This window comes from Rhodohalobacter mucosus (genome assembly GCF_003150675.1).
Lineage (GTDB): Bacteria > Bacteroidota > Rhodothermia > Balneolales > Balneolaceae > Rhodohalobacter > Rhodohalobacter mucosus.
In genome coordinates this window covers 225,685-250,207 of sequence record NZ_QGGB01000010.1, presented here as the reverse complement: position 1 = coordinate 250,207, position 24,523 = coordinate 225,685, and the positions used below count along the sequence as shown (strand labels likewise).

The 24,523-nt window shown below is 48.4% G+C and carries 23 protein-coding genes; 11 read left to right on the top strand and 12 right to left on the bottom strand.

Annotated features, from left to right (window positions below):
* Nucleotides 1–158: 158 nt before the first annotated feature.
* The 3 genes from DDZ15_RS15325 to kbl form a co-directional block, all read right to left on the bottom strand.
* Nucleotides 159–1,109, bottom strand: coding sequence for an NAD-dependent epimerase/dehydratase family protein (locus DDZ15_RS15325; RefSeq protein WP_109647990.1), 951 nt, complete (start codon nt 1,107–1,109; stop codon nt 159–161).
* A gap of 80 nt (nt 1,110–1,189) precedes the next feature.
* Entirely contained in the window at nt 1,190–1,582 is a 393-nt protein-coding gene (locus DDZ15_RS15320) for an endonuclease domain-containing protein (RefSeq protein WP_109647989.1), read from the bottom strand.
* Between the two features lie 94 nt (nt 1,583–1,676).
* Nucleotides 1,677–2,867 (bottom strand): glycine C-acetyltransferase, encoded by a 1,191-nt coding sequence (gene kbl / locus DDZ15_RS15315; RefSeq protein WP_109647988.1) that lies wholly within the window; start codon nt 2,865–2,867, stop codon nt 1,677–1,679.
* 356 nt (nt 2,868–3,223) lie between these two features.
* Here kbl and DDZ15_RS15310 point away from each other — a divergent pair, with 356 nt between their 5' ends.
* Nucleotides 3,224–3,643: a four helix bundle protein gene (locus tag DDZ15_RS15310; protein WP_109647987.1), complete on the top strand. Its 420-nt coding sequence runs from the start codon at nt 3,224–3,226 to the stop codon at nt 3,641–3,643.
* Between the two features lie 238 nt (nt 3,644–3,881).
* On the opposite strand, the gene groL is transcribed toward DDZ15_RS15310, so the two are convergent.
* The 3 genes from groL to rsmA all read right to left on the bottom strand — a co-directional run bounded on the left by groL (nt 3,882) and on the right by rsmA (nt 6,861).
* Nucleotides 3,882–5,546: a chaperonin GroEL gene (gene groL / locus DDZ15_RS15305; protein ID WP_109647986.1), complete on the bottom strand. Its 1,665-nt coding sequence runs from the start codon at nt 5,544–5,546 to the stop codon at nt 3,882–3,884.
* A gap of 68 nt (nt 5,547–5,614) precedes the next feature.
* Nucleotides 5,615–5,902: a co-chaperone GroES gene (gene groES / locus DDZ15_RS15300; RefSeq protein ID WP_109647985.1), complete on the bottom strand. Its 288-nt coding sequence runs from the start codon at nt 5,900–5,902 to the stop codon at nt 5,615–5,617.
* A gap of 176 nt (nt 5,903–6,078) precedes the next feature.
* Nucleotides 6,079–6,861 carry a 16S rRNA (adenine(1518)-N(6)/adenine(1519)-N(6))-dimethyltransferase RsmA gene (gene rsmA, locus DDZ15_RS15295; RefSeq protein WP_109647984.1) on the bottom strand — a complete coding sequence of 261 codons (783 nt, stop codon included), beginning with the start codon at nt 6,859–6,861 and terminating at the stop codon, nt 6,079–6,081.
* A gap of 180 nt (nt 6,862–7,041) precedes the next feature.
* Between rsmA and DDZ15_RS15290 the strand changes: the two genes are divergently transcribed.
* On the top strand, nt 7,042–8,256 hold the full coding sequence (locus DDZ15_RS15290; RefSeq protein ID WP_109647983.1) for an alanine dehydrogenase: 1,215 nt from the start codon (nt 7,042–7,044) through the stop codon (nt 8,254–8,256).
* A 345-nt stretch (nt 8,257–8,601) separates the two neighbouring features.
* A complete protein-coding gene (locus DDZ15_RS15280) occupies nt 8,602–8,970 on the top strand; it encodes a hypothetical protein (protein WP_242979063.1) in 369 nt (122 codons plus the stop codon).
* A 343-nt stretch (nt 8,971–9,313) separates the two neighbouring features.
* Here DDZ15_RS15280 and acs read toward each other — a convergent pair whose 3' ends face one another.
* The 3 genes from acs to DDZ15_RS15270 form a co-directional block, all read right to left on the bottom strand.
* Nucleotides 9,314–11,212: an acetate--CoA ligase gene (gene acs / locus DDZ15_RS15275; RefSeq protein WP_199222985.1), complete on the bottom strand. Its 1,899-nt coding sequence runs from the start codon at nt 11,210–11,212 to the stop codon at nt 9,314–9,316.
* Between the two features lie 115 nt (nt 11,213–11,327).
* The gene (locus DDZ15_RS17105; protein WP_423242076.1) at nt 11,328–11,456 is read right to left on the bottom strand and encodes a hypothetical protein; all 129 of its coding nucleotides are present in this window, start codon (nt 11,454–11,456) and stop codon (nt 11,328–11,330) included.
* Entirely contained in the window at nt 11,410–11,544 is a 135-nt protein-coding gene (locus tag DDZ15_RS15270; RefSeq protein ID WP_109647980.1) for a YXWGXW repeat-containing protein, read from the bottom strand. The genes DDZ15_RS17105 and DDZ15_RS15270 overlap by 47 nt, the downstream gene beginning before the upstream one ends.
* A gap of 14 nt (nt 11,545–11,558) precedes the next feature.
* Here DDZ15_RS15270 and DDZ15_RS15265 point away from each other — a divergent pair, with 14 nt between their 5' ends.
* The 3 genes from DDZ15_RS15265 (at nt 11,559) to DDZ15_RS15255 (ending at nt 16,779) form a co-directional block, all read left to right on the top strand.
* Nucleotides 11,559–15,350 (top strand): ligase-associated DNA damage response DEXH box helicase, encoded by a 3,792-nt coding sequence (locus DDZ15_RS15265; protein ID WP_109647979.1) that lies wholly within the window; start codon nt 11,559–11,561, stop codon nt 15,348–15,350.
* Between the two features lie 151 nt (nt 15,351–15,501).
* A complete protein-coding gene (pdeM, locus tag DDZ15_RS15260) occupies nt 15,502–16,167 on the top strand; it encodes a ligase-associated DNA damage response endonuclease PdeM (protein WP_109647978.1) in 666 nt (221 codons plus the stop codon).
* A gap of 9 nt (nt 16,168–16,176) precedes the next feature.
* Nucleotides 16,177–16,779 carry a DUF6992 family protein gene (locus DDZ15_RS15255; RefSeq protein WP_109647977.1) on the top strand — a complete coding sequence of 201 codons (603 nt, stop codon included), beginning with the start codon at nt 16,177–16,179 and terminating at the stop codon, nt 16,777–16,779.
* Nucleotides 16,780–16,788: 9 nt separating this feature from the next.
* Here DDZ15_RS15255 and DDZ15_RS15250 read toward each other — a convergent pair whose 3' ends face one another.
* Nucleotides 16,789–17,343 (bottom strand): RNA polymerase sigma factor, encoded by a 555-nt coding sequence (locus tag DDZ15_RS15250; RefSeq protein ID WP_242979062.1) that lies wholly within the window; start codon nt 17,341–17,343, stop codon nt 16,789–16,791.
* 284 nt (nt 17,344–17,627) lie between these two features.
* Between DDZ15_RS15250 and DDZ15_RS15245 the strand changes: the two genes are divergently transcribed.
* From DDZ15_RS15245 to DDZ15_RS15230, 4 genes are all read left to right on the top strand, one after another.
* Nucleotides 17,628–17,840, top strand: a complete 213-nt coding sequence (locus DDZ15_RS15245; protein WP_109647976.1) for a hypothetical protein — start codon at nt 17,628–17,630, stop codon at nt 17,838–17,840.
* A gap of 64 nt (nt 17,841–17,904) precedes the next feature.
* Nucleotides 17,905–18,102, top strand: coding sequence for a hypothetical protein (locus DDZ15_RS15240; protein WP_109647975.1), 198 nt, complete (start codon nt 17,905–17,907; stop codon nt 18,100–18,102).
* A 64-nt stretch (nt 18,103–18,166) separates the two neighbouring features.
* On the top strand, nt 18,167–18,364 hold the full coding sequence (locus DDZ15_RS15235; RefSeq protein WP_109647975.1) for a hypothetical protein: 198 nt from the start codon (nt 18,167–18,169) through the stop codon (nt 18,362–18,364).
* A gap of 76 nt (nt 18,365–18,440) precedes the next feature.
* Nucleotides 18,441–21,605: a CHAT domain-containing protein gene (locus DDZ15_RS15230; protein WP_109647974.1), complete on the top strand. Its 3,165-nt coding sequence runs from the start codon at nt 18,441–18,443 to the stop codon at nt 21,603–21,605.
* Between the two features lie 242 nt (nt 21,606–21,847).
* On the opposite strand, the gene DDZ15_RS15225 is transcribed toward DDZ15_RS15230, so the two are convergent.
* A complete protein-coding gene (locus DDZ15_RS15225) occupies nt 21,848–22,579 on the bottom strand; it encodes a tetratricopeptide repeat protein (RefSeq protein ID WP_109647973.1) in 732 nt (243 codons plus the stop codon).
* A 281-nt stretch (nt 22,580–22,860) separates the two neighbouring features.
* Here DDZ15_RS15225 and DDZ15_RS15220 point away from each other — a divergent pair, with 281 nt between their 5' ends.
* On the top strand, nt 22,861–23,997 hold the full coding sequence (locus DDZ15_RS15220; protein WP_109647972.1) for a glycoside hydrolase family 3 protein: 1,137 nt from the start codon (nt 22,861–22,863) through the stop codon (nt 23,995–23,997).
* A gap of 52 nt (nt 23,998–24,049) precedes the next feature.
* On the opposite strand, the gene DDZ15_RS15215 is transcribed toward DDZ15_RS15220, so the two are convergent.
* Nucleotides 24,050–24,370 carry an ArsR/SmtB family transcription factor gene (locus DDZ15_RS15215; protein WP_109647971.1) on the bottom strand — a complete coding sequence of 107 codons (321 nt, stop codon included), beginning with the start codon at nt 24,368–24,370 and terminating at the stop codon, nt 24,050–24,052.
* Nucleotides 24,371–24,523 lie beyond the last annotated feature (153 nt).

The window sequence follows — 24,523 nt, the reverse complement described above, 5'->3', positions numbered from 1 at the left end:
AGCCTGTAGCCTGTAGCCTGTAGCCTGTAGCCTGTAGCCTGTAGCCTGTAGCCTGAAACCGAATGATCTCTGATTGTCGGTATGCGAATTACGATCTCAGAAGTATTTTCCCCCAGTCGCCAGTCGCCAGTCGCCAGTCGCCAGTCGCATGCACCCTGTTATGCATTCTCAATCACGCTGGGCAAATTGGCCAGGATGTCTTTGGTCATGGCGTCCAGGCTGAAGCGATGCGACCATCCCCAGTCGGAGCGGGCTGCCGAGTCGTCAATGCTGTCGGGCCAGGAGGCCGCAATCTGCTGCCTGTAGTCGGGCTCATACCGGATTTCAAAATGGGGAAGTACTTTTTTGATGGATTCCGCAATATCGGCTGGCGTAAAGCTGATGGCCGCTACATTGTAGCTGGTTCGTACGTGTATGTGCTCTTCCGGAGCCTCCATCAGATCGATGGTGGCTTTTACGGCGTCTGACATATACATCATCGGCAGTGCGCTGTCGCGCTCCAGAAAACAGGAGAAAGGCTCGCCCGCCAGCGCTTTGTGGTAGATATCCACTGCGTAATCGGTGGTTCCGCCTCCCGGAAGAGACTTATATCCGATAAGGCCCGGATAGCGGAGACTGCGCACGTCCACGCCGAATTTGTTGTAAAAGTAGGAGCACCACTGTTCACCTGCCACTTTGGTGATACCGTAAACGGTTGCCGGATTGGTGGGGCTGTTTTGCGGAGTGCCCTCTTTCCGGGCGTCCGGACCGAATACAGCGATGGAGCTGGGCCAGAATACGCGTTCCACGTTCTTGTCGCGGGCCAGCTTCAGCACATTTAGCAGGCCATCCATGTTCAGTTTCCAGGCGAGGTCCAGATTTTTCTCTGCATTGGCAGAAAGAAGCGCGGCCAGGTGATAGATTACATTGACCTGGTGACGGTCGATCACGCTTTCCAGCGCTGCTTTATCCATCACATCCAGATTCTCAAACGGACCCTCCCCAAGCTGCGGGTTCGGTTCACGAATGTCGGAGGCCACCACATTTTCTGCACCATGCTTTCGCCGGAGTTCTGCCGTCAGTTCACTCCCCAGCTGCCCGCAGGCGCCGGTGATCAGTATTTTTGCCATATGTTGTTAAACCTATTCAATTGTGGAAAATGTTTGCACGATATGTCCCCTCCTTCTCAAGGAGGGGATTAAGGGGTGGTTCAGTCAGGTTTTAATTCATAATCGATCTTCATTGAAAGAGCCCGATCTTTAAAAACATCCTCAAGATGGGTGACCACGCTCTCATAGTCCTCATCAATGTCAGTATTGGATAGGCGAACTAAATGAATTTCAAATTCTTTCAATGCCTTCTCCTTTAAAATATCTGCTTTCATTTTATCGGGAAAACTATGCACGTCACCATCGATTTCAATTGCCAATTTGAGTTTGGGACAATAAAAATCTAGAATAAAATTCTCGATTCCATGCTGTCGTCGAACTTTAAAACCAAACATCTTTTTGCACTTCAAATCTTCCCATAACCTGATTTCCCATCGGGTCATATTATTTCGAAGGTACTTGCTTTGATTTTTTGTTTTTTTTGGATTCAACATCAAACTTTGAATCAGTTGTTTATGGGTGTCGATTCCTGACAGCTACCACCCCTGTCCCCTCCTTACCCAGGCGGGGAACTCCATAGCATAGCTTCTAGCTTAAGACTCCCAGCTCCTTGCCCACCTCCGTAAACGCTTCAATGGCTTTATCAAGATGTTCTTTCTCGTGCACCGCAGAAACCTGAACACGGATACGCGCCTCACCCTTCGGAACAACCGGATAGTAAAACCCGATCACATAAATTCCGCGGTCGAGCAGTTTGGCTGCAAAGTCCTGGGAAATTTTCGCATCGTAAAGCATCACCGGCACAATCGGGTGCTCTCCGGGTTTGATGTCAAAGCCCGCATCGTTCATTGCCTTGCGGAAATAAAGGGTATTCTCTTCAAGCTTGTCGCGGAGTTCGGTAGTTTCGCTCAGCAGGTTCAGCACTTCAATGGATGCCCCGGTGATCGATGGGGCGAGGGTGTTTGAAAAGAGGTAGGGCCGTGAACGCTGGCGCAGCATATCCACAATCTCCTTATGGGCAGCGGTGAATCCGCCGGAGGCGCCTCCAAGAGCCTTGCCCAGGGTTCCGGTTATGATGTCAACGCGACCCATTACATCATGATATTCATGCACGCCGCGCCCCGTTTTCCCCACGAAACCGGTTGAATGACACTCATCGCTCATCACCAGTGCGTCATACTTGTCGGCCAGGTCACAAATCTTGTCGAGCTGTGCAATGGTGCCGTCCATGGAGAAAACACCGTCGGTGGCGATGACGCGGGTTCGCGCATCCGATGCCTGCTTGAGCTGTTCCTCCAGATCGTTCATATCATTGTGTTTGTACACGTATCGCTGCGCTTTGCAGAGCCTAACACCGTCGATGATGGAGGCGTGGTTGAGCCGGTCGGAGATAATGGCATCTTCAGCCCCCAGCAGCGGCTCGAATACCCCTCCGTTTGCATCAAAAGCGGCTGCATAGAGGATGGCGTCTTCAGTGCCCAGAAATTCGGCTATTTTTGCTTCCAGCTCTTTGTGAATCGTTTGCGTTCCGCAGATAAACCGCACGGACGACATTCCGTAGCCGTACTGATCAATGGTTTTTTTGGAAGCCTCAATCACCTTCGGATGGGAAGAGAGCCCCAGGTAGTTGTTGGCACAGAAGTTGATCACTTCATGTCCCTTAGTGGTTTTAATCACGGCTCCCTGCGGAGTGGTGATAATGCGCTCCTCCTTGTAAAGACCGTCTTCTTTGATCTGGTCCAGTTCAGCGCGCAGGTCCTCTTTCAGCTTCGAATACATGGTAGCGGTTTTTTGATGCGAATTGTCATTTTTTCAGTGCGGAAAATACGAAAATTTCGACATGGAATTGTAAAGGAACAAGAGAAACAAGAGAAACAAGAGAAACAGAACAACCGATCAACAGAGAAACCGAAAAAGTAGGGATTTGGGATTGGCAGAGAATCCCGGATTAGTAAACACTTTCTCGGTTGGACATTTATCGGTTCATCTGTTCGTCGGTTTACCGCCCTTTCTCGGTTGGACATTTCTCGGTTCATCTGTTCGTCGGTTTATCTGTTTAAAAAGATCTGTAAGGCATTCTGGTATTTCGGTTCATACAAATAGATATAATAAATGAATTACGAAGAGAGGCTTGGATGAAGAATAGCAAGTTTGATCTGGAGGATCGATTGATCGATTTCGGAGTGCATATGATTAAACTGTCAGAGTCAATTGACAAGCGGAGAGAAGCAAGCCGTCATCTGTCGAGCCAATTGGTTCGATCAGGCACATCACCTGGTATTCACTACGGCGAAGCTCAGGCTGCTGAGTCAAGAAAGGATTTCATCCACAAAATGAAGCTCATACTCAAAGAACTCAGGGAAACGAGGGGTAATTTAAAAATGTCTGCAAAAGCCAATCTATGTCTTAATCCAGAAAGTACAAGTGAAGGAATTGAAGAATGCAGTGAGTTAATCGCAATTTTTGTCAAAAGCATTCAAACTGCAGAGCGGAATGGACGAAAGACAGAAACAGAAAAACAGAACAACCGATCAACCGAGAAACCGAAAAAGTAGGGATTTGGGATTGGCAGAGAATCCCGGATTAGTAAACACTTTCTCGGTTGGACATTCGTCGGTTCTACTGTTCTTCGGTTTACCCCCCTTTCTCGGTTGGACATTTATCGGTTCATCTGTTCGTCGGTTTACTCAACTCTCTCCGTTCATCCGTTTCTCTGTTTAATAAAAAAGCCCCGTTCCCTTTTCAGGAAACGAGGCTTCTAAATTGTACTGAATGTTCAGCAATCGGGCAATCTTACATCATGCCGCCCATGCCTCCCATTCCGCCCGGCATTCCGCCACCCGGCATTCCGGCTGCAGGGTCATCGTCACCATCCTTGGATGGCTTGTCGACCACAACGGCTTCAGTTGTCAGCATCAGGCCGGCAACGGAGGCAGCGTTTTCAAGAGCGGTTCGGGTTACTTTGGTCGGATCGATAACACCTGCTTTAATCAGGTCTTCATACACTTCAGTTCGTGCATTGTATCCGTAAGCGCCTTTTCCTTCGAGCACTTTCTGAACCACGATGGATCCTTCAACACCTGCGTTATTTGCAATCGCTCTCAGCGGAGCTTCAAGCGCACGCTTCACGATGTTGAATCCAACCTGTTGGTCACCGTTTTCAGCCTCGAGCGAGTCGAAAGCCTTCAGTGTACGGAGAAGCGCAACACCACCGCCGGGCACAATACCCTCTTCAACGGCAGCACGTGTAGCGTGAAGGGCATCTTCAACGCGTGCTTTCTTCTCTTTCATCTCCACTTCAGAAGCAGCACCAATATAGAGTACGGCAACACCGCCGCTCAGTTTGGCCAGTCGCTCCTGGAGTTTCTCACGATCATAGTCAGAGGTGGTATTCTCGATTTGAGATTTGATCTGGTTGATACGTGCTTTAATGTCATCATTCTTGCCATGACCGCCAACAACGGTTGTGTTGTCTTTGTCAATGTTTACACGGTCGGCTTGTCCGAGAAAGTCAAGCGTTGCATTTTCCAGCTTGTAGCCTCGCTCTTCGCTGATTACGGTACCGCCGGTAAGAATGGCGATGTCCTCAAGCATGGCTTTTCTTCTGTCGCCAAAGCCGGGAGCCTTCACCGCAGCAATTTTGAGCGATCCTCTCAGCTTGTTCACCACGAGTGTGGCAAGAGCTTCGCCTTCAACGTCTTCTGCGATGATCAGCAGAGGTCTGTTGGTTTGGATTACTTTCTCGAGCACAGGAAGCAGATCCTTCATGTTTGAAATCTTCTTGTCGAAGATCAGGATATACGGCTCTTCCATTTCAGCGGTCATGTTCTCGCTGTTGGTCACAAAGTAAGGAGAGAGATAGCCGCGATCGAACTGCATTCCTTCCACAGTTTCCAGGTAGGTTTCTGTACCTTTGGCTTCTTCAACGGTAATTACACCGTCTTTTCCGACTTTTTCCATGGCTTCCGCAATTCGGCTTCCAATCTCTTCGTCACCGTTTGCAGAAATGGTTCCAACCTGACGGATACTGTCAAGGCTGTCGCCTACCGGTTCGCTTTGAGCTTTCAGCTCTTTCACAACTTCGGTTACGGCTTTATCGATACCGCGCTTCAATTCCATCGGATTGGCACCGGCTGTTACGTTTTTAAGTCCGGTCTGGATGATGGATTGTGCAAGAACAGTAGCGGTTGTGGTACCGTCACCGGCGTTGTCGCTGGTTTTGGAAGCCACTTCGCGCACCATCTGTGCACCCATATTTTCCACTTTATCGGATAGTTCGATCTCTTTCGCTACGGTTACACCATCTTTGGTAACGGTAGGGGCGCCGAACGATTTTTCAATAACTACATTTCGTCCGCGAGGACCCAATGTTACTTTAACGGCGTTAGCAAGCTTATCCACACCACGTTTCAGTGCGTCACGTGCATCCGCATCATAATGAACTAATTTGGCTGACATAATTATAGGTTGATTTTAGTTAGTATTTAAAATGGTCGTATTCAAAACTTTCAGAAGTGCAGTAAAAATTATGATACGATTCCGAGGATGTCGGATTCTCTCATAATCAAATACTCCTCGCCATCGAGAGTAACTTCAGTTCCGGAGTATTTACCGTAAAGGATTTCATCACCTTTTTTAACGGACATATCAATTTTAGTCCCGTTTTCCACTTTGCCGGGGCCTGCTTCAACAACAGTACCGCGCTGTGGTTTCTCTTTTGCTGTATCAGGAATAATGATACCTGAACTTGTTTTTTCTTCAGCTTCAACCGGCCGTACCAGGACACGATCGCTTAAAGGTTTAATGCTAGCCATAGAATGACTCCTTATCTGTTAGGTTTTTGTTTGCTGTTTAAAAATTCATGTACGCCCGCAGTCGGACGACGTTTTCTGTTAGTACCAATAGCAACTTCCGTACCAAATTTCAATCATTGCCAAAACATTCCTTAAGAATGGCCGTATTGTTTGGAATGGTTTGCAAAGCAGGGCTTTTACCCGTCAAATGTGCCAAGTTGTTCAAGCCGTGCTGTCAGTTTTTCATACATCACCGGCGACAGGGCTTCTGCCCGGAGTGAAAAGTCGAACTCTTTGGCGGGAAGGTCAGTATTCAGCCGCTTCAGTGCGTTGCTCAGTTTTTTTCGCCTCTGATTAAAAGCCATGCGCACTACCGTTTTAAGGTGCTTGTCACTGCACGCCAGTTTCCCCTTGTCGAAGATAAATCGTATCACGCTGCTGTCCACTTTCGGGGGCGGCGAAAAGACGGAAGGAGGCACGTCAAATAGAATTTCTGGAGTACTCATAAGCTGCGACTGTACACTCAGGATACCGTACTCCTTTGAATGAGGTTCGGCCACGATACGCTGAGCCACCTCTTTCTGCATCATAAGCAGTGCAGACGTGAGGTTTTCGCGGTGATCGAAAATGGCAAAAAGGATCTGACTCGTAATATAGTAAGGCAAATTTCCGATCACGTGAACAGGTTTTTCGGTATTCAGAAACCTGCTCCAGTCGCACTTCAATATATCCTCCTCGATGAGCTCCAGCCGCGGATAGAGCTCACGAAGGTGTTCCGCCATCCTCTGATCAATTTCAATGGCAATCACATCACTGTAAGCATTCAGCAGTTCTCCGGTAAGGGCGCCGTCGCCGGGGCCAATTTCAACAATGCGGTCGGTGCGGTCTGCAGAAATGGCATGCACGATTTTTTGAATCATGTTACCGTCTCTGAGAAAATGCTGCCCCAGGCTCTTTTTTGTTTTGGGCCTCGATGTCATTTGAATGGCAATTTATGGATAGAGTTCTGTCAGGATTTGATTAGATTTAAGCATCAAAAATGCTGTTTGCTGTTGTAAGCCCCTGAAAACATACACAGAATTTTATTGAATCCCGCGGGGCTGTTTTGGCAGCGGATTGTTCGTCTCCAATAAATTACCACTGATCCACATTGATTTGATATGGAACTGAATCCATTTGATACAGAACAGATTGGCATCAAAACGCTTGAGAAGAGCCTGATGAAAACACGTTCTGCCCGTTCTATAAAAATTGGTTTGCCTAAGGAAACCTCGAATGATGAGCGCAGAATCTCGCTCACGCCCGGTGGTGTCTCCATTCTGGCAGCAAATGGCCATGAGGTGATTGTGGAAAAAAATGCGGGAATAGACGCCCACTTCTCCGATAGTGAGTATGCTGAAGCCGGTGCGGAAATCGCGTACAGTGCTGAAGAACTGTTCAGCAAATCGGAAATGATTGTAAAAGTGGCTCCCCCCACAAAAACCGAACTGGGATGGATGCAGCCCGGACAGATCCTGCTGTCAGCCCTTCATCTGGGGCATACTTCGCACGATTTTTTAAAAACGCTGATCGATAAAGGCGTATGCGCAATCGGGTATGAATATATCAAAAGTGAAGACAGTGAGTTTCCGATTGTACGGATGATGCATGAGATTACCGGTTCCATGGCTGTGCAGATTGCGGCCCACTACCTGGAAAACAGCAGCGATGGGCAGGGAATTATGCTGGGAGGGATTTCGGGGATACCACCGGCAACGGTTGCAATTCTTGGAGCGGGAATCACGGGCGAATATGCAGCCCGTACTGCACTTGGATACGGTTCCCAGGTATTTGTAATGGACAATAACCTCACGCTGCTGCGGCGGCTTGAAAATGCTCTCGACAGGCGGATCATCACAGCCACTGCCAACCATCAGTATCTCTCAACTGCTCTTGAATTTGCCGATGTGGTGATCGGTGCAGCGATGACCGAGGGCGAACGGGCTCCCTGCTGGGTAACCGAACCGATGGTGGAAGCGATGAAGCCGGGAAGCGTTATCGTGGATACGGTGATCGACCAGGGTGGATGCGTTTCAACCAGCGTGCCCACCACCCACTCCAACCCCGTGTTCAGAAAACACGATGTGGTTCACTACTGTGTGCCGAATATCCCAAGCAACGTAGCCCGTACCGCAACCTATGCACTCAATAACGTAATTGTGCCCTATCTGGTTGAACTGGGGGATACCGCCGGAATCGAAGATTGCCTGTGGAAAAATACCGCCCTGCGAAATGGAGCCTATATCTATAAAAAGCATCTGACCAAAAAAGGCCTGGCCGAACAGTTCGAAATGCCGTTCAGAAATATTGAAATGCTGATTGCCAGTCAGATCTGATGGTGATCTCTGAAGTATCTTCTTTTTTGAGTATTGAGTATTGAGTATTGAGTATTGAGTATTGAGTATTGAGTGAAAAGGCAAAAGGCAAAAGGCAAAAGCATGCCCTGAGCTAAGCCGATGGGTGAAAAGGGAGAAGTCAGATGGCAGAAGTATGTTAAATTAGAGGTTTGCGATAATCGATCTCTTTTGTAGTATTTTTTCTGAACCTTGAACCTTGAACCTTGAACCTTGAACCTTGAACCTTGAACCTTGAACCCTGAACCCTGAACCCTGAACCTTGAACCCTGAACCCTGAACCCAATCAAAAATCATCAATCATCAATCAAAAATCCCAAATCCTCCTTGTCCACCTCCGAGCTTAGCGAAAGAAATTACAAGCGCATCTGCTTCATCAACTGGATGATGTCGGTGCCGCTGCTGCTTATTTTTTCCTGGCCATACTACTTTTTTTGCCATGAGCTCGGTATCAACAGAGTTGCAATGTTCGCAGGATCCATCACCTTTGCGCTTCCTTTCATGTTTACCATCCTGCACGGGCACGTAACCATGGCGCTGGGCGCCGTTCACCGCCATCACTACTACAGCTGGCTCCAGGGCTTTCCATTTACCTACGGCCTGTTGTTTCACCCCATTATCATCAGCACGCGCTTCCGGCTGATCCTGTTTTCTTCAAGCCTTGTGATTCTGGTGGTTGGGTATCTGCTGGCATAGGCGCTGCAGAAGTGAAAAGGCAAAGGGGAAAAGGCAGAAGGCAAAAGGCAAAAGCCTGAAGCCCTTGGTCTGCACAGCTTTCCTGATCTTCGAAGCTTAAGCGTAGTAGATAGCGCAGTAGATAGCGTAGTTGACCGCTGCGATCACTGCGGTTCATCCGTAAAAGTAGTCATTCATTGCCGTCATTTGAGAAACTGGCTGTTGTTCCAGAAAAATTGGCACAGACTGCAACTGCGACAGCCAATCCTTTCCCATCTACCAACGACAAACAACTAACTACGGACCACTAACAACCAGCAAACTTCCAATCACCAGTCACCAATCGCCAGTCGCTAGTCGCCAATCAATACGCTTCTCCCTTCAAAATGTCATCCACCACGGAGGGATCAAGCAGGGTCGACGTATCACCCACATTCTCCAGATCATCCGCTGCAACTTTTCTCAGGATGCGGCGCATAATTTTTCCTGACCGAGTTTTCGGCAGCCCCGGGGTAATCTGGATTTTATCGGGTTTTGCAATGGGTCCGATAATTTTGGTAACAAGGTCGTGCAGCTCTTTCTTGAACGCTTTAGGGTCTTCCGGAGTTTTTTCGCAAATCATGAACGCATAGATGCCCTGACCCTTAATATCGTGCGGATATCCCACAATGGCCGTTTCCACAACATTCGGATGCTCATCCAGTGCATTTTCAATCTCTGCGGTTCCCAGCCTGTGTCCCGACACATTCAGCACGTCATCCACGCGTCCGGTAATGCGGTAGTACCCGTCAGGGTCACGGCGGCAGCCGTCCCCGGTGAAGTAATATCCTTTATAGGCACTCATGTAGGTTTTCAGATAGCGTTCGTGATCACCCCAAACCGTACGTGCGATACCCGGCCACGGATGCTTAATACAAAGATTGCCGCTTACGCCATTGCCTTCAATCTCTTTTCCGTTTTCGTCCATTAGAGTCGGGAAAATGCCCGGCAGCGGGAGGGTTGCGAATCCCGGCTTGGTCGGTGTTACGCCCGCGAGCGGAGATATCATGATACCTCCCGTTTCGGTCTGCCACCATGTATCCACAATGGGACACGTTCCCCCGCCTACGTGATCATCGTACCAGTGCCACGCCTCTTCATTAATCGGTTCACCCACGCTTCCAAGCACTTTGAGTGAGCTCAGGTCGTATTTTTGAACATATTTTAAATCGTAGCTCATCAGGGCGCGTATAGCGGTCGGGGCAGTGTAAAAATGAGTCACTTTGTACTTCTCAACCACTTCCCAAAGACGGCCCGGATCGGGGTAGGTCGGTGTTCCTTCAAAAATGATGCCCGTAGCCCCGTTAAAAAGGGGTCCGTAGATAATGTAGGAGTGGCCTGTAATCCAGCCCGCATCCGCCGTACACCAGTACACATCCTCCTCCTGAACCTGGAATACGTTGCGGAATGTGTAGCTGGTATAGACCATATAGCCTCCGCATGTATGCAGTACGCCCTTCGGTTTGCCTGTGGAGCCGGATGTGTAAAGAATGAACAACGGATCCTCAGCATCCATCTCCACTGCCTTATGATTTCGGGAGGCATTCCTGATTAAATTGTGCCACCACTCATCGCGGCCCTCCTTCCAGTCGATGTCACGATTGGTTCGCTGACATACAATTACATTTTTGACGGTAGGGCAGCTTTCCAGGGCTTCATCGGAAATGTCTTTCAGGGGCACGTGCTTGTCGCCTCTGCGCAGTCCGTCGTTGGTAATCAGCATTTTGGCATCACAGTCCTGGATGCGTTCAGCCAGCGATTGGGCTGAAAACCCTGCAAATACTATCGAATGAACGGCACCGATTCGGGCACAGGCCAGCGCGGATATAATCAGCTCAGGCGTCATGGCCATATAGATACAGACACGGTCACCTTTTTCAATTCCTTTCTCCTGAAGCACATTCGCAAACCGGCATACATCCTCATGAAGCTGACGATAGGTGATGGTGCGGCGAAAACTATCGGGGTGATTTGGCTCGAAAATAAAGGCAGTCTTATTGCCGATCGTATTCAGATGACGATCGAGTGCATTTTCCGTAATGTTCAGCTTACCGCCTTCAAACCACTTGATATCTCCCTTTTCAAACCCTCCGGAATGCACCTTTTCCCAGCTCTTTCGCCAATAAAACGTGCCGGCCTCATGCTCCCAGAATTTCAGCCTGTCCTGCTCGCTCTGTTTATAAATTTCGCGGTACTCTTCGAATGATTTGATATTCAGCCACATGGTTGAGCCTGTTTAATGATGTTGTTAGGATATTTTGGCTCCTATGTTGAGGTTTTTTATGGCAACTTTCAAGCGCGGAGCATAAAAAACCGGTCGGAATAAGATGAACACTCTATCACCTGCACCGGAACCGTGATGAAAAAAAATCCATTTTATCTAAAAATCGGATTGCTTTTAACAAACAGGAAACATCACCTTTAATCGTCCATCGTCCATCGTCCATCGTCCATCGTCCATCGTCCATCGTCCATCGTCCATCGTCCATCGTCCATCGTCCATCGTCCATCGTCCATCGTCCATCGTCCATCGTCCATCGTCCATCGTCCATCCATAACTCCGTTCTTTAATGCCCGATGCACAATTGATAGTTGAAAACTGGTTTGATTCAAAGGGCTGGTCGCCGTTCGAATGGCAGCAGAATGTCTGGAAAGCTTCACTGGATGGAAAATTCGGTCTGCTCAACGCTCCCACAGGCAGCGGCAAGACGTTTGCCCTCTTCATGCCAGAACTGATGAAATGGATCCGGGAAAACCCGGATGATTACCAGTCAAAGGAAAACAACGGCTTGAGGCTTCTCTGGATAACCCCGCTGCGTGCACTGGCACGCGACCTTGAATCGGCCATGCAGCAGGTTGTACATGATTTGGGCATACCGTGGCGTGTGGAGCGCCGGACGGGTGATGTGTCGCAGTCGGTGAAGCAGCGCCAGAAAAAGCAGATGCCGGAGGTTCTGATCAGTACCCCCGAAAGCCTTCATGTACTGCTTGCACAGAAAGGATATCCGGCCCGATTTAAAAATTTACAGACCGTGGTGGTGGACGAATGGCACGAGCTGATCGGCTCCAAGCGCGGTACGCAGACCGAACTTGGTTTAAGCCGGCTGCGGGGCATGAAGCCGGATCTGCAGGTGTGGGGGATATCGGCCACCATCGGTAACCTGGAAGAGGCATTTGATGTACTTCTGGGGATGAGGAAACCGGAAAAAAGTGTGATCATTCGATCTGATATCCACAAAAAAATCACGATGAAAACCGTGATACCGGATAGCATGGAGAATTTTCCGTGGTCGGGCCATCTAGGCATCAAACTGCTTCCGCAAATTCTGCCGATCCTTGAACAGGAAGGGTCCACGCTCATCTTTACAAATACCCGTGCACAGTCAGAGATCTGGTTCCGTGAAATTCTGGAAGCCAGGCCGGATCTGGCCGGTACCATCGCTATCCATCACGGATCACTCGACCGTAATATCCGCAGCTGGGTGGAGGAATCACTGCATAGCGGCCTGCTTCAAACGGTTGTTTGCACCTCCAGCCTCGACCTGGGTGTCGACTTCGCACCGGTCGACAAGGTGATCCAGATAGGAAGCCCGAAAGGGGTGGCCCGTTTCCTGCAGCGCGCAGGAAGAAGCGGGCACCGGCCCGATGCAGAGAGCACCATCTGGTTTGTGCCTACACACGCACTGGAGCTTATAGAGGCATCAGCCCTTAAAAATGCACTTGAAGCCACAAATGTGGAAAGCCGTATACCCGTTCTCAAGCCCTACGATGTACTGATTCAGTACCTGGTAACGCTGGCCGTTTCGGAGGGATTTAAGCCGGAACAGGTGCGTGAGGAGGTGTCAGGTACATTTGCCTACCAGACTCTCCGGGATGATGAATGGAACTGGATTCTGAAATTTATTCAAAGCGGCGGAAAAGCACTGACCCGTTATGATGAGTTCAGGAAGGTGGAGGCAGATGCAGACGGACTCTGGAGAGTGTTCGACCGAAAAATAGCGCGACGTCATCGCATGACGATCGGAACCATTGCCAGCGATAGTATGCTCCGGGTTAAATACCTGAAAGGCGGTACGCTGGGACGAATCGAAGAATGGTTTCTTTCACAGTTGAATACGGGTGATACGTTCTGGTTTGCGGGACGAAACCTGGAACTGGTGCGAATCAGGGATATGACCGCATATGTGCGAAAAACCAAAGGGTCGAGCAGCAAAGTGCCCAGTTACATGGGCGGACGCATGTCGCAGTCGGTGAAGCAGCGCCAGAAAAAGCAGATGCCGGAGGTTCTGATCAGTACCCCCGAAAGCCTTCATGTACTGCTTGCACAGAAAGGATATCCGGCCCGATTTAAAAATTTACAGACCGTGGTGGTGGACGAATGGCACGAGCTGATCGGCTCCAAGCGCGGTACGCAGACCGAACTTGGTTTAAGCCGGCTGCGGGGCATGAAGCCGGATCTGCAGGTGTGGGGGATATCGGCCACCATCGGTAACCTGGAAGAGGCATTTGATGTACTTCTGGGGATGAGGAAACCGGAAAAAAGTGTGATCATTCGATCTGATATCCACAAAAAAATCACGATGAAAACCGTGATACCGGATAGCATGGAGAATTTTCCGTGGTCGGGCCATCTAGGCATCAAACTGCTTCCGCAAATTCTGCCGATCCTTGAACAGGAAGGGTCCACGCTCATCTTTACAAATACCCGTGCACAGTCAGAGATCTGGTTCCGTGAAATTCTGGAAGCCAGGCCGGATCTGGCCGGTACCATCGCTATCCATCACGGATCACTCGACCGTAATATCCGCAGCTGGGTGGAGGAATCACTGCATAGCGGCCTGCTTCAAACGGTTGTTTGCACCTCCAGCCTCGACCTGGGTGTCGACTTCGCACCGGTCGACAAGGTGATCCAGATAGGAAGCCCGAAAGGGGTGGCCCGTTTCCTGCAGCGCGCAGGAAGAAGCGGGCACCGGCCCGATGCAGAGAGCACCATCTGGTTTGTGCCTACACACGCACTGGAGCTTATAGAGGCATCAGCCCTTAAAAATGCACTTGAAGCCACAAATGTGGAAAGCCGTATACCCGTTCTCAAGCCCTACGATGTACTGATTCAGTACCTGGTAACGCTGGCCGTTTCGGAGGGATTTAAGCCGGAACAGGTGCGTGAGGAGGTGTCAGGTACATTTGCCTACCAGACTCTCCGGGATGATGAATGGAACTGGATTCTGAAATTTATTCAAAGCGGCGGAAAAGCACTGACCCGTTATGATGAGTTCAGGAAGGTGGAGGCAGATGCAGACGGACTCTGGAGAGTGTTCGACCGAAAAATAGCGCGACGTCATCGCATGACGATCGGAACCATTGCCAGCGATAGTATGCTCCGGGTTAAATACCTGAAAGGCGGTACGCTGGGACGAATCGAAGAATGGTTTCTTTCACAGTTGAATACGGGTGATACGTTCTGGTTTGCGGGACGAAACCTGGAACTGGTGCGAATCAGGGATATGACCGCATATGTGCGAAAAACCAAAGGGTCGAGCAGCAAAGTGCCCAGTTACATGGGCGGACGCATGTCGCTGTCGTCAAACATGTCGGAGCTTCTGCGGAATAAACTGCAGGAGGCGATATCCGGAGTGGGGGAGGCGCAGGGGCCCGAACTGCAGGCGATTGAGCCGATTTTGTCTATACAGAAGGAGAGATCTGTACTGCCCGGAGACCACCAGTTTCTGATTGAGAAATCATGGTCGAAGGAGGGATGCCACTGTTTCTTTTTCCCGTTCGAGGGACGCTATGTTCACGAGGGGATGTCTGCGCTGGTGGCTCACCGCCTCTCGAAAATCAAGCCCATCACCTTTTCCATTGCAATGAATGACTATGGATTTGAACTGTTGTCCGATCAGGATATCCCTCTGGAAGAGGCGCTCGAAAAAGATCTTTTTTCAGAGAAGAATCTTGTCAGTGATATCATGAGTACCCTGAACGATGCGGAGCTGGCAAAGCGCCGGTTCAGGGATATCAGTCAGATTGCAGGACTGGTATTTCCGGGCTTTCCGGGAAATCAGAAAGCAGGCAAACACCTTCAGATGTCGTCAGGGTTATTTTTTGATGTTTTTCTGGAGCATGAACCCGATAATTTGCTGATTGAACAGGCTTTTGATGAAGTTCTGCAGGTGCAGCTGGACGAGGCGCGAATCCGCAGTGCGCTGCAGCGAATCCGGCACCAGGAGGTGGTGTTCAGGGAAGTGGATCGTTTTTCGCCCTTCGCGTTTCCGATTTTTGTAGACAGGCTCCGGGAGCGAATGTCGTCGGAAAAACTGATCGATCGCGTGATGAAAATGCAGAAACAGCTTGAAGCGGAGTAGAAATAGTCAAAGTATGAGTGCGCGTTTCCAATGGATGCTGAAAGGAATATTGCATCCCTTCGAATACTTCGGTTCCTTGTAAGAAATTTTGGGCTCAATTCCGGATTACGATCATGTGAAATGCGTTATTTCAGGAGTCTATTTTCCAATCATGTCAAAAACAGAAACAATCAGTATTGCCGGACAAACCTGGATACTTCATCCTGAAAAATGCGTCTTCTGGAACGAAGAGCGTACGTTGATACTAACGGACATACACCTCGGGAAGTCGGGCCATTTCAGGAAGTCGGGAATAGCTGCTCCCGGAATACTCAACAGTAAAAACCTGAATCGTATGGCCGGGTTACTGCGCGAATATAAACCGGAACGGATATTGATTCTTGGAGACCTGTTTCACAGCACGGCCAATCGCGACTGGCTGGAGTTTGAGGAGTGGCTTGCAACCGTGCCCGATACCCGCTGGCTGCTTGTAACGGGAAATCATGACAGCCTGCACAGCTCGTTTTATGAATCGGCAGGTATTGAAACCACGCCGGAGTGGTGGAGCGGTCCGTTTTATTTTATTCATGACGAGGTGAATGCCGCCGAACATACAGGGAATGGACAGATCACGGTTTCAGGGCACATTCATCCGGGGATCTCATTAAAAGGAAAGGGCAGGCAGGCCGTTCGGCTGCCGTGTTTTCTGTTTTCTGAGGGCAAAAAAATAGTCCTTCCCGCATTCGGTGAGTTCACGGGGTTGAAGCGAATTCATCCGGATGAAACGGATCGTGTCTTCGCTGTGGTTGAAGAACAGGTGATACAAATAAAAACGTAGCATAAGACTATGACTCATTACAAACGGCTTACTCTCTTTCTTTTGATAAATCTGTTATTCATGGGATGGGCGACGGCTCAGGAGTCATCTGCTCCGGATCTGGTGGAGATCAATCGGGAGCGCGTGGGGCTCAATACGGGAGGCATGGCCGTGCTGGGCGGGTGGGCTGTCAGTAATTTGCTGATCGGTACGGTTGGCATGACCCGGACCGGCGGATCCGTACGCTATTTTCACCAGATGAATGCCGCATGGAATACGGTGAACCTTGCAATTGCCGGATTTGGATACTACGGATTAAAAAATCAGAGTCTGGATCTGACATTGGCAGAGACCATCAGTGAATATCACACCTTTGAGAAGATATTGCTCTTTAATGCAGGCCTGGATGTGGGATACATGGCGCTGGGAGCCTTCCTGTGGGAGCGCGGCCTTCGCAAAGAGAGCGAACGGTTAACCGGTTACGGTCAGTCGTTGATACTACAGGGTGGATTCCTGTTTTCATTTGATGTAGTTCTCTACCTGCTGAACCGGACACAAAGCGAAAAACTGATCGGGATTTTAGATAATATTCACTTCAGCGGAACGGCAATGACAGTGCAAATTCCGTTTTAGGAAGGGGATTTACTCAGAGGATTTGCGTTTATAGCAAAAATGCAGCTGGCTCACGATACGTGATTTTTTGGTGCGCACATTAACCTCACTCATGTCAAATTTCTTGCCATACTCTTTACTTGATTTGCCTGGATTTTCGATCAGGTATCGGATAAAAACCCTGCTTTCACTGTCAAGCTCATAAAGGCACTCCTCCAAAAGAAGCATCCGCTCTTTGTCCATCAATGCTTTGATCTGTTCAGCAGGTTCCGACTGTTCATAGGCAGCGTTTGAGTCGGTATCAAAGCGATGCTGATGTTTTGAATAGCGAAGGAACTCATTTCTGGTAGCCGTAAGCAGATAGCTGAAAATATATTTCTTCTCTTTGATTTTACCTTTTTGAATCCGCTCAAAAACGTCCGTAAATGCCTGTTGAGCGCATTCGTGAGCTACATTCTCTTCTGCCTTCATTACAACGCGCAGATATTCCACCAGCCTGGGCATCACTTCACTGAGAAGCTGATTGGCCGTCATTTCATCGCCGTTCCTGAGGGCTGTAACCAATTCGGAATAATCAATACGCACGTATTGGGGGGCTGGTTGTGGATTAGTCTGTTGTTATAATATTCAAAACGGTTCTGCCTTGAAAGCCTGATGGGAATACCAACCGAAGTCAGGCTCCCTGAGCATACAAATCCTGCTCACAAATAACATGCGATTTTCCATCAAATATTAAAAATTTAATCTTATCGTAGCTTCTTAAGAATATTTCACTTATGATTTTTTTTGTAACGTTCTGACTGGAAAATTCTCTTGTCATTAACCTCTATAATGTTCAAAAAATCACTAACTAAACTGTGGGTAATACAATGAAACGCTTCAAAACAATACTTTATAAACTTTCAGCAGTTTCCTTCGCAATTCTTTTTGCCGCAGGCTGCGCAACCGTTACAGACGCAAATGCGGATCTTCACGAAGATGAAAGCAAAGGTATCTCCATTGAACGCATCGATGGAACACTGGATAACACCACCGATGACAAGATGGATCCGATCGTTGAAAAGCCAGATATGGGCCTCTAATCGATCCGAAACAGTCTCTTTAATAACTCACTCTCAGTAACTCAACAATCAAACGTAACGACCAATGAAAGCTCTCAAATCTATACTCTCTGTAACCCTGCTCATTCTTTTTGCCGGCTGCGCAACCGTAACCGATGCCAACTCAGATCTCAATGAGGAAGAAACCAAGGGAATTACCATTGAACGCGTCGACGGAACGTGGGACAACACCACCGACGACAAGATGGATCCTATCGTTGAAAAGCCAGATATGGGCCTCTAATCGATCCAAAACTGTCTATTTAATAACTCACTCTCAGTAACTCAACAATCAAACGTAACGACAAATGAAAGCTCTCAAATCTATACTCTCTGTAACCCTGCTCATTCTTTTTGCCGGCTGCGCAACCGTAACCGATGCCAACTCAGATCTCAATGAGGAAGAAACCAAGGGAATTACCATTGAACGCGTCGACGGAACGTGGGACAACACCACCGACGACAAGATGGATCCTATCGTTGAAAAGCCAGATATGGGCCTCTGATTTTGTGGTTGGATATTGATCTGCAAAGGCCTTAATCTGTCAGATCGGACGGTAATCTTATACAGATCGGTATCCTATGCACACGTTACTATTTCTATCTGCCCTGCTGGCTGCTCAGATCCAGGTAGATCCCACTGAGTATGCAGAACGATACAACCGGGAGGGGAATTCTCCCCACTCGGTCTGGGCGCAGGTCACACTTTACTACTCAAGTCCGGACGAAATAAGGCCGCAGCTTCTGCAGGCTATACAGTCGGATATTGTGCGTTCCGGAATTCGTGAGAGCGAATCGGCTGAGGGAGCTATTCTGGCTATTAATCGCACTCTTCGTGATGAATCGCTTCTGCTGTTTAACCTGCTGCTGGAGCCGGATGGAGAGGTTCGAAGTACACTCTACAATTCATTTTACTCAGAGGGTCCGCAATTACCGGGTGAATTGGCAGCAGTCAATGAAGCCGCCAGGGATGGCCGGTTGCTTACAGAAGGTGACATCGATGTTACCCAGTTTCACTTCCATCAATTTTTGATTTTCTACTACCTGAGAAACAATAGACTGGCCGATGAACTACTATTCGATTCTTTTGTAGAGCATTGGGAGCAACGGTTTGACCTGGTGGAGTTCGGGCCGTTTATTGACGACCTGTTCAGAGCCACACTCTCCAAAGCAGCGTTTGAAGTGGACCGCTATAGCGTGATGTACAGCATTTTTGAGGATAACTTGGAGCTTCCCCACATACCACCGTCGACACTAAAGAGAAATCTCTTTTGGGGTATCGACTTTGCATTTTACAGCCAGGGGCGTCTGGACAAAAGCCTGGCAGTTCAGAGAGATTATACACTGCCGTTGAGCGCCTATGTTGGAGACAGCAACGGAAGGCTTTCTATTTTGGTAAGTCAGGGCGCGTATTTAATAGAATTGGGAAATTTTCAGAGAGCCAGAGAGGTTTTCAGGCAACTTGTAGACAATATAGACTCGATCTCCGACAGGGGAAAGGTAATTGTTTATAACAACCTAAGCCTTGTTTACTTCAATACCGGTGAGACGGATGCCTATGTTGAGACACAGCTCAGAGCCCTTGATCTTGCGCGTGCTACCGGAAATACAGATTATCAGGACGAAATTTATCGGAATCTGCATGTTTTTTACAGAAAGTTTCGAAACTGGGATCTTGCAGAGGACTATTTGGACCTTGCAGAAGAACTTGCGGAGCAAAATGATAATAGAAGTGGCCTGATCGCTATAAATATATCCAGGGCGCTTTTTGAAAAGGAGTATCTAAACAACACCGAACAGGCATTGCGTGTTTTGGATATGACCGAGAAATTAATTGATCAGGATACGGATTACAGATTAAGGGACAGGGTTCTTAAAACAAAAGCCGATATTTACCTGGAACAGCAAAACTGGGTGGAAAGTGAGCGCCTTCTTAACCGTATACTGGAGTCCTCTGCGTCAAACAGCAATACGGCAAACTATCTTCAGACCCTGGTAAATCTGGCCCAGATACGGGCTGAAACGGGACGTTTAAGTGAGGCTGCGGAGAATATAAACGAATTCAGGACATACGATACATCCGTACTGCCTTTCAGAGTATTGGTGTATGCCAACACCGTCTCATCACATATCCAGTCACTTCGCGGGGATGTGCGACAGGCCGGTACGGAATTCGCAGACCTCATAGAGGTAGTATTTGAACGTGCGAGAAACAGTTCGGACGTCGAATCCGGCTACTGGAACCTGGAAAAAGAGTACACCTACCTCTTCGAGACCTATGCCGATTTTCTGATAAGCCAAAACAGGATTGACGAGGTAATCAATCTGCTCGACCGCGTCAGAACCATTAATGATGCATCTCTAACCGACAGTCCGCTTGTGCAGGCCAGCCGCCTGAATGATGAGCAGCTTCTTGAAGAGAAAAATCTTCGGGATGAGATGGATCGGCTCAGACGCCAGCTTGTGTCGACTTCGGGCCAGGAGAGGCTTCAGATAAAAAGTGATCTGGAACAGCTCTCCGCACAGCGAAGGGCATTGCTGCGGCAATATTCAGGAACACCCGATTATGAGGAGGTTAAGCTATGGTCCCTCAAAAGAAACCTCCGTCCCCAACAGGTAATGGTCCATATCACCGAAATCAATTCGCACTATTACACCGCGTTTATCGACCGCGATAAAACAGAAATCAGAAAGCTGGAAGTGACAGAGGCGACGCGGAATCTTTTTGAGAGTGCTCTTGAATCAATTTTCACGGGTGAGACTGACCTGATGAAATTTTATGAAATTGGCCGTTTTCTTGGCTTGAATTCACTCTATGAGGATTATAGCTCGTTTATCATTGTACCAGACGGTTACCTGTATCAGCTGCCCCTCGCCGTAATGCCCGTTCGTTTGCCCGATACCCCTTTTAGCTACGGTTCCACGGAATACCTGATCGAAAGGGCGGATTTCTACATGCTGAACAGTTTGAAAGATTTGACCAAAAAAGAAGAAAACATTTCGTACGATTACGATTTTGCAGGATTCGGTGTAGCCGATTTTAAAAACGAAGAAACCGGAAGGAGTCTGGTGTCTCTGCCGCGGGCGCCCGAAGAAGTACGGAGCGTGGCCGATGGACTTCAGCGTTTTGATAAAAGCCGTTCATTTACCAATCAGGAAGCCACAAGTGCTGATTTCAGGGAGATTGCGGGCAAAACCCGCGTACTGCATATGGCAACGCACAGTGAAGTATCAGATAGCGATCCGCTCTTTTCAACACTGCATTTCTACGCAGACGGTGATACGCAAGATGGAGAAACAGTGAAGGGACAGCTGTTTGCGTATGAACTGTTCGACCTGAATCTCCGGAATGAACTTGTGATGCTGAATTCATGCGAATCGGGAGGCGACCGTTATCTGCAGGGAACGGGTATTATGGGAATCAATCGTGCCCTGCGCTATGCGGGCGTCAGAAGCCTGGTACTGAACGCGTGGTCTGTCAATGACCACTATGCGGCGGAATTTGCAAATCTCTTTTACGAATATTTGAATGAAGGCCTCTCCAAATCAGAGTCCCTGCAGAAAGCCAAAATGGATTTCATTAAAACAAAAAACGCTAATCCGCACTTTTGGGGTCCCTACATTCTGAACGGGGATAACCGGCCGTTACTTGCGCGAGAGGCTGAAACAACGTCGAACACACTTCTTGCGGTACTGTTCCTACTGTCCATATCGGTTGTGATTGGGCGAAAGCGTGAATGGGTTTAACCGGCACCTCTTTTTTATGAATTGCTGAAGCCTGTTGCGATCGCACGCCCAATGATTTACGGGTTCGGTTGATTTACGAATAGCTTTGGCAAAGCTCTCAGCGTATCCTTCATCTGAAGCAGTGTACGCACAGATTCGCCGGGTGTGGTGGAATCAGGGTATCAGTGGGCATAAAAAAACCCCGGTGTTTTAAGAAGCCGGGGTAAGTGGAAATTTGTAAACGGATACTGCAGGGAAGAAAATTAATCGGATAGTGCTCTCAGATAACTTTCTGCAATTCTGCTGTAGGCTCCGTTAAGTTCGTAGGCATTTTCGAGTGCGTATTTGGCTTCAGTTATCATATTCAGCTGAAAATACGTGTTACCGAGATACCAATAATTTCTCTCTTTCATCTGCATGTCGGGCGTGTCAATCACCGATGCATTTTCAAACCACGCCAAAGCCTGGTCATACTGACCGATATTGTACAGGATGGATCCTGCGGTAATCATCAGTTCATGCTGAACAGCGGGGTCGCTTGTGGACTCCAGTTCGCTGTTAATTATGCTGATGGCTGCATCGGTATCCCCTGAGTTTGCAGCGGAAATAACAGACATCAATATATCGGAAAGATTGTTTTCGGTTACCGTGCCATCTGCCGAGCGGTAGTAGTCGAGCTCAATAGTGGCCAGGGGTTCCACACTAGCCGGCGTGCCCTGATCATACAGTGTGTAAAGAACCAATACGGCTGACATGATCAGTACAGCTGCTGTCAGATATACCTGCTTCATACCGGTGAGGGTAAAGAGGGTAGCAGGGGAGTTTTTCTTATCGGCAAGTCCCTTAAGGCTGGCTGCCGTTTTCAGATAATCCATATAGTACTCATCCTGGATGAGTTCAACCCAGAGTTCATCGATCTGATCAGGAGTTAGATTTCCCTCCAGATACTCATCGATCTTATTTTCCAGATCTTTTTTTGTTATGCTCTCAATCATAATTCAGACCCTTAATAGTGTTTTGATTGCTTAATCGTAAGTTGTCGTAGTAATCCGTCAGAAACCATTATATATGAAGGCTTCAGACTCTTATTATTGTGATGATCTATTTTGTCGAAGGCTTTTTCTTTTTTCGTTATATAAAAGACCTTCGGGGTCTCCCGTTGTTACAAAGTAAATAGTTAAAAAAATCTAATGTTTATCTCTCTGGATGCAAATACCGGGATTTTCTATCCCTTTGTTTTCTCTCTAATTGTTGTCATAATAAAAGAAATTATTTTATGAACATGAAATACCTTAATCGTCTGGCAGGCTTCATATCCGTTGTGCTGCTATGGTGCAGCTGCAGTGAGGGCCAGGACAGGCCAGACGCACTCCCTGATCTTCAAACGATGGCGGGTCAGATGGTAATGGTTGGGTTCAACGGTTTTGAGATATCGGACACCTCTCACGTTACCCGCGACATTACACAGTATCACGCGGGTGGTGTTATTCTTTTCGACTACCACGTGCCGGGGTCGTCGCCCAACCGCAATATTGACTCTCCTCCGCAGCTTCGTAAACTGATCGCTGATCTTCAGGGACTTTCAGAAATTCCCCTCTTTATTGCAGTAGACCAGGAGGGGGGGAGAGTGGCCAGGCTGAAACCTGCACGGGGTTTTCCGGAACACAGGTCAGCTGAATACCTGGGCGGACTGAATAATCCGGATTCAACAAGACACTATGCTTCAGATATGGCGGGAACTCTTTCTGACCTGGGATTCAACGTGAATTTTGCGCCCGTAGTTGATATCAACCTGAATCCGGAGAATCCTGTAATAGGAAAAATTGGCCGGAGTTTTTCAGACAGTCCCGAGGTGGTGGTTCAACAGGCATCCATCTTTCTGGAAGAGTTTAACAGTGAAGGCGTGCTCGGTGTGCTGAAACATTTTCCCGGACACGGCAGCGCCTGGAACGACTCTCACCTGGGTATGGCGGATGTGACGGATACCTGGAGAGAATCAGAGCTGGAGCCCTACGCCGGGTTAACCGATTCGAATCTTGACTTTGCCGTGATGACAGCCCACGTGTTTAACAGCCGGCTCGATCCGGACTGGCCGGCAACACTCTCTGAAGAGATCCAGACGGGCATACTCAGGGAGCGGTTCGGTTATGACGGAGTACTCTTTTCGGACGATATGCAGATGGAGGCCATCCGGTCATTTTATGGACTTCGTGAATCCATCGCACGGGCAGTACAGGCCGGCGTGGATGTTGTGGTGTTTGCAAATAATTCGGTTTATGACCCCGATGTTGTTCCAAAAGTGATTGATATTATCGTTTCCCTGGTAGAAGAGGGAACTCTCACGGAAGAGAGAATTGCTGAATCCTACAACAGGATCATGAACCAAAAGCGGGAACTGGGCCTTATTGAATAAGTAATGTGCCTTGCTGTTACAACGAATTGACAATGGGCAAACAAACGTATTTTTAATTCAGTGGATTTGAAAGTTTGTTAAGTAGCCCGAAGGAGAGGCTTCTGTACTCCTGAACCGCCTCTTCATTGAGGGAATAAAGGGACTTCAAGCCCGATTTCCTGCGCTGAACCAATCCCGAGTCAACCAGCTTTTTTAGATGCTGTGATACGGTAGGCTGCGCCAGCGGCAGCATTCCGGTTAGTTCTCCGCAGGTTGCCACACCCAATTCAGCCAGTTTTTCCAGCACGGTGAGTCTTGCAGGATGCGACAGTGCATCAGCATAGCGTGCATACGCAAGAGAAACAGGTTCAAATTGCTCTGATGAGGAGATCATATATTGTATATTTACGATATACAATATATCGAAATATGATCTTCCCTGAAAATTGCTTTTTTTACCCGGTCAATGTATATCTTGGTTTAACGTCGGTTTCCCGAGTGAATCCCTATGGGGCGGGATAAGGAAATGAACCGAAAAAGGCCCCTT